Annotated in this window: 4 protein-coding genes and 2 pseudogenes; 3 read left to right on the plus strand and 3 right to left on the minus strand. The window is 73.4% G+C overall.

The genetic code is table 11. The features are described from left to right. The first annotated feature begins 157 nt into the window (after nucleotides 1-157). Nucleotides 158-559 carry a heme-binding protein gene (locus AB0L40_RS26360; RefSeq protein ID WP_364361546.1) on the plus strand — a complete coding sequence of 134 codons (402 nt, stop codon included), beginning with the start codon at nucleotides 158-160 and terminating at the stop codon, nucleotides 557-559. Nucleotides 560-752: 193 nt separating this feature from the next. Here the strand turns inward: AB0L40_RS26360 and AB0L40_RS26365 are convergent. Continuing rightward, nucleotides 753-1,445 (minus strand): annotated as a pseudogene (locus AB0L40_RS26365) (class I SAM-dependent methyltransferase); the annotation flags it as partial. A gap of 177 nt (nucleotides 1,446-1,622) precedes the next feature. Continuing rightward, nucleotides 1,623-2,414, minus strand: a complete 792-nt coding sequence (locus tag AB0L40_RS26370) for a hypothetical protein (RefSeq protein ID WP_364361548.1) — start codon at nucleotides 2,412-2,414, stop codon at nucleotides 1,623-1,625. A 753-nt stretch (nucleotides 2,415-3,167) separates the two neighbouring features. Between AB0L40_RS26370 and AB0L40_RS26375 the strand changes: the two genes are divergently transcribed. Next, nucleotides 3,168-3,494, plus strand: a complete 327-nt coding sequence (locus AB0L40_RS26375; RefSeq protein WP_364361550.1) for a hypothetical protein — start codon at nucleotides 3,168-3,170, stop codon at nucleotides 3,492-3,494. A gap of 129 nt (nucleotides 3,495-3,623) precedes the next feature. On the opposite strand, the gene AB0L40_RS26380 is transcribed toward AB0L40_RS26375, so the two are convergent. After that, nucleotides 3,624-4,847, minus strand: coding sequence for a nucleotide disphospho-sugar-binding domain-containing protein (locus AB0L40_RS26380; protein ID WP_364361552.1), 1,224 nt, complete (start codon nucleotides 4,845-4,847; stop codon nucleotides 3,624-3,626). 76 nt (nucleotides 4,848-4,923) lie between these two features. Between AB0L40_RS26380 and AB0L40_RS26385 the strand changes: the two are divergent. Next, nucleotides 4,924-5,143 (plus strand): annotated as a pseudogene (locus tag AB0L40_RS26385) (hypothetical protein); the annotation flags it as partial.

The raw sequence follows: 5,143 nt of genomic DNA on the forward strand, positions 1-5,143 counted from the left end.
GCAGGGCCATCCGCCCGACCACCCCCTCGAGAGCACCTGCATCGCCCCGGGACGCATCAGCGGACCGCGAGTCACGGGCGGGCGGCCCAGCACGAGTCCGGCGCATGAGCTGCCTCGGCCCGGGAAACCACGAGACGTTCAAACGATCGGAGCACCCATGAGCGGGATCACCCTGAAGAGCGCCCACCGACTGATCGAGGCTGCAGGCGCCGAGGCCGAGAAGATCGGCGTGCCGATGAACATCGCCGTCGTCGACGCCGGCGGGAACCTGACCGCGTTTCACCGTCAGGACGGTGCGTGGATCGGTTCGATCGCGATCAGCCAGGCCAAGGCCTACACCGCGCGGGCGTTCGACATGCCGACTGCCGACCTGCAGCCGATGGTCCAGCCGGGCCAGCCGCTCTACGGCATCGAGACCAGCGACCCGGGCCACATCATCGCGTTCCCCGGCGGTATCCCGCTGACGCAGGGAACCGAGATCATCGGGGCGATTGGCGTGAGCGGCGGCCTCGTCGATCAGGATCAACAGGTCGCAGAAGCAGGGGCAGCGGCACTCTGAGCGTCACTCCGGCGCGCGGTCGCCGGACTTCTGGCGGTCTCGCGCCTCGGGGGCGGCGACGCGCCTGCGGCCAGGGCGAACCGGCCCGCCCCTGCTGCCGGGCGGCGGAGCATCCGAAGCGGACGCTCGCACCTTCCGGGGGCGACTCGCAGCCATGGTGCCCCAACAGGCGATCGATTTCGGGTGGGGTCGCCTACTGCACTGCGGTCAGGAGCCGCGCGCCGATGTCGGCTTCGGCCATGCCGAGCAGGTCTGCGTGGCGGGACTGCCAGCGTCCCTCGTCGAGATCGGCTGTGAGGGCGGTGACTGCGCGTGATTCGATGGTCGCTCCGAGGCGAGCCCAGACCGAGGTGTTGCGGCGGACTTCGGGATCAAGATAGGCCGCCGGACGGTTCCAGTAGCAATGGAAGAACCCGTCAACGCAGTCCGCCGGGATCGGCACCGGCTGCATCGAAGCGCCGAGGACGGCCGCCCTATCGGCGAGCGACGGGCGTCCAGCCGCTGCGATCCCAAACTCCGGGACGTAGTCCCGGACGAGCCAGTAGTCCGGCAGCGTGACGTTGTCCCATTGGAAGACGACGACGCGTCGCGCAACGCGCCGCATCTCTCGGAGACCCGCGATCGGGTCGGTCCAGTGATGATCGGTGAGAACGGCCATCGCCGCGTCGAAGGTGCCGTCGCCGAACGGCAGGTTCTCGGCGGGCGCTGCGACGCACGGCGCGGCTCCCACGGGTCGTTGGTCCCGCATGACCGCGGAGGGCTCAACCGCGGTGACGTCGCGGTCGGGCGGCTCGTACGACCCGGTGCCAGCACCGACATTGAGCACGCTCTCAGCGTCACCCAAGGCGTCCCAGATCCGTTCGGCGATCCGCGGGTCGGTCCTGCGGCCCACCGCGTACGTCCGACCGATCCGGTCGTACAGCGCTCCGGCGTCACCCGTACTCATCAGGCGCACCATAGGCACCGCGCCGATGGCCGGCAACCGCCGCGATCTCTACCCAGCAGATCCGTACCGGTAGCCGATCATGTTCGGACGGTCAGATGGCAGCCCGGGGCGAGTGATCTACGCCGGCGGTGTGTCGTCGGTGGAGTGCAGGGGCCTGTACGTCACGTGGTGGGCCGGTCGGGCGGGCCGCGGTTGCAGATCCACGGGCTCCGGGACGGTCGGCCAGGGCTGGCCGGTCTGGGGGTCGTCGTCGAGCGTGGCGCCCGCGTTGTGCGGCCGGCCGGGTAGGTCGCCGAAGAAGAAGAGGACGGTGTCAGCGCGGGCACGACCCCAGGCCAGTGCCTCAGTCGGCTTCGCGGCCGAAGGGCCGCGAACGACGGTGTTGTTGCCGCTGACCTCGCAGACGTAGGTTGCGGTCCACGTGGTCCCGTCGTCGCTGAGTCGCTCGTGCAGCAGCGCAAGCGCGGTGGAGCGCTCGGGCATCGTCTGTTCGGGACCCCACGGCGAGCGGTGATCCCCGCGAAGACCCAAGACCTCGAGGTGCCGCAGCGCGATCGCGAGAGCGACGTCGGTGGTGTTGCTCTGCAGGTACTCGGTCTCCAAGAAATCGAACCGCCGGAGGTTCACGTGAGGGGTGAGGTCCGGGACGTCGGTGACAGCCAAGAAGACCGCCAGGGGCTCAGGGTTCCCGTCGACGTTCACGAGCGCCAATTTGCGCACGTCGAAGTCGTCGAACTCGGCGCCGCTCATCCGTTGCGCGATCTCGACAACGAGCTCGTGGAGTCCTTCGAAAGCCTGCCCCTCGAACGTCTCGCGCCACGCTCGAGCGTCGAAGTCATCGCTGGGGACCGGGAAGGCCCAGGCGCCGTCACGCGACGCCACGACGACTCCGACACGCACACGCTGCATCCCGCGAGGCTACGCCGCCCGCGATGTCCGGTCGAGCGTTCTGTCGCGCCCCAACCGCCGAGACGTCGGGTCGGGCCCCGAAATGCCCCGATAGCCGATCCCCTCCGGGACGGCCGTCGGCGCCAGGTAGCGCTGCGGGAAGACCGCCGGATAGCGATCGACTCCACAGGCGGCGGATGCGCGCCGGGTCGGTCCCCGACCCGGCCACGCGCGGCCGGTCACCGGCCCGGACACCCGCCCGTCGTGTGACGTCCGACGGCCGGTTTCGTCGCAGATCAGACCCTGGGTAGCAGTGCCATCCACCGACCGGTGGAACGCCTGGGGGAGGCGCATATCCACCGTCTGTCAAAAGGTTTGGACGGACAGACAGTTGACATGTTTCGGACCGAATCGTGATGCCGAACGGGCGCAGGATCAATCCCATGCTCATCGTCTTCGCCGTCCTCGCCGCCTGGGTCGTCCTCAACGTCGCGCTCCTCGGCGCCGTCGCGGTCGCCAACCACCGCGGCCAGGTCCGCGCCGCCGCCCCGGCCGTCATGGCGGTCTCGGTCGCGACCCCGCGCCGCGCCGTCGAACGCCCGCTCCGACGCGACCGCCGGAGACCTTCCGTCCGCGGTCGAGCGCCGTCCCGAGCCCGCCCTGCTCGCCCCGGCGACGCGCAGAGGCCTCACGCTCGGACCGGTAGGACCCGCCGCGGCGCCGGCCTGCCGGAATCCCTTCCGATCCCGCAGGACGTCATCTCGTCTCCGCGGCGTGTCCACGCCCTACCGCCAACCACTGCGTCCGGGCGCGACGTCGTGGGAGCGCTGGCTGGCAGACGTTGCCAACCACGGGCCGGACCCCGTGGCCGATCCCGGGCCGGGTCCCTCGGCCGTGCCCCGGGCATCGTCCGGCTGGCGCGTGCTCCACGCGTGGCTGGTCGCGGCGTTGCTGTGCTTCGTGGCCGGCGCGGACGATTCGACGGTCGTCTCCGGGCTGTTCGTCGTCGCCGTGCCGGTCGACGGGATCCTCCGGGCCGTGCGCACCCGGCTCGACGCCCGCTCGCGGCTCCGCGGCCCCGCGCCGCCTCCGGGCCGCTGAGGGCCGCGATCACCAAGCGACCACCGCCGGACCGCGTCGCTCCCTCCTTCCACCGACCGCCCGCGGCGGACGCGTCGCCGCGGCGCCACCCGGTCTCGGGCGCGTCGCGGCCGGCGTCGGCGGACGCGCCTATCCTCGCTCGGAGAGCAGCTCCTCCGCCGCGTCCGCGAAGGCCCCCGCGGCGTCCATCGTCGCCATCGCCGCGGCCTCCTTCTGCACCGCCGGCCGGCGGTCCTGCGCTCGCCGGTAGGCCGCCAGGAGCGTCGCGGGCGTGAGGCCGTCCGGGCGGACCCGCGCTCCGAGGCCCGCGGCCTCGACGCGGGCGGCGACCTCCGGCTGGTCGCGGCCGTAGGGGACGACGACGAGGGCGACGCCGGCGCCGAGGGCCTTGCCGACGATGCCCATGCCGCCGTGGCAGACGACGGCGGCGGCGCGGGCGAGTACCGGGGCGTGGGGGAGGAACGCCGCGACACGGGCGTTCGGGGCGGCCGGCAGGTCCGGGTCGCGGGCCGCGGCGCCCAGGGTCACGAGCAGGCGGACCGGCTCGTCCCGGAACGCCTCGATCGCCGCGGCCGCCAGGGCGCCGTCGCGCTGCCGGTCGGTCGAGCAGGTCACGAGGACCCACGGGTCGCCGGGCTCGTCGAGCCACGCCGGCGCGGCGGCGGACGACGCCGGGTCCCAGCGCTGCAGGCCCACGAGGCGGAGGCTCGCCGGGGGAGACGGCCGCGGCGGCTCGAGCGGTCCACCGCTGAGCTGGAGCACGATCTGCGGACGCCCCAGGTGGGCGAGGACGTCGCGCACGGGCGGCAGGCCGCGGGCCGCGCGGAGCGCGTTCAGGGTCGGCAGCACCGCGTGGGACCCCGCGTGGCGGACCAGCGCTCGCGCGACGGCGTCGCGCACCGAGCCGGCCGGGCCGCCGCGCGGGGCGAGCCCGGGACCGAACGGCGGCCGTCCCGGCGCGGGCAGCGGGCTGAGATACGGGTTCGAGAGCGCGAACGGCCGGCCCGACGCCTCGGCGGCGACCGTCGCGCCCCACGCCGCGACGTCGACGATCACCGCGTCGGGGTCGAGCTCGCCGGTGACCCGGTCGAGATCCGCGGCGTCCAGTCGCGCCCGGCGCAGCTGATGACGCAGCTCGCCCCGGACGCCGTCCCGCTCCCCGCCCGCAGCGAGGGCCTCGATCGCCGGATCGACGGCCTCCGCCGCGAGCCCCGCCGCCCGCAGCGGCTCGACGAGGCCCGCCGCCGTCCGCACGTGCACGTCGTGGCCGCGGGCCCGCAGCGCGAGCAGGCCGGGGACGAGCGGGAACGCGTGGCCGGCGGCGGGGGAGGTGTACGCGAGCAGGGTGGCCATCGGCCCTTCATCTTCGCTTCATGGGCCTCGCGACAGGGTGACGACACCAACCCACCGAGCCCCTCAGGAGCCCACCATGTCCACCCGCCGCATCCTCCCCATCGCCCTCGTCTCCACCCTCGCCGCCGTCGCCATCGCCCCGTCAGCGGACGCCGCCACGTCGCGCTTCTTCACCACCGGCGCCGAGCAGACGTTCGTCGTCCACGAGTCGCTCAAGGAGGCCGCGTACCTGCTGCGCAGCCCCGAGAACGCCCGCCGGCTGCTGGGCTCGATCCAGCGCCTGGAGGCCGGCGAGG

This window comes from Patulibacter sp. NPDC049589 (genome assembly GCF_040675535.1).
GTDB lineage: Bacteria > Actinomycetota > Thermoleophilia > Solirubrobacterales > Solirubrobacteraceae > Patulibacter.

What these genes read in the sequence shown, in the direction of transcription:
- AB0L40_RS26360 (WP_364361546.1), top strand. Translation starts at nt 158, where the DNA reads ATGAGCGGGATCACCCTGAAGAGCGCCCACCGACTGATCGAGGCTGCA.
- AB0L40_RS26380 (WP_364361552.1), bottom strand. Translation starts at nt 4,847, where the DNA reads ATGGCCACCCTGCTCGCGTACACCTCCCCCGCCGCCGGCCACGCGTTC.
- AB0L40_RS26370 (WP_364361548.1), bottom strand. Translation starts at nt 2,414, where the DNA reads ATGCAGCGTGTGCGTGTCGGAGTCGTCGTGGCGTCGCGTGACGGCGCC.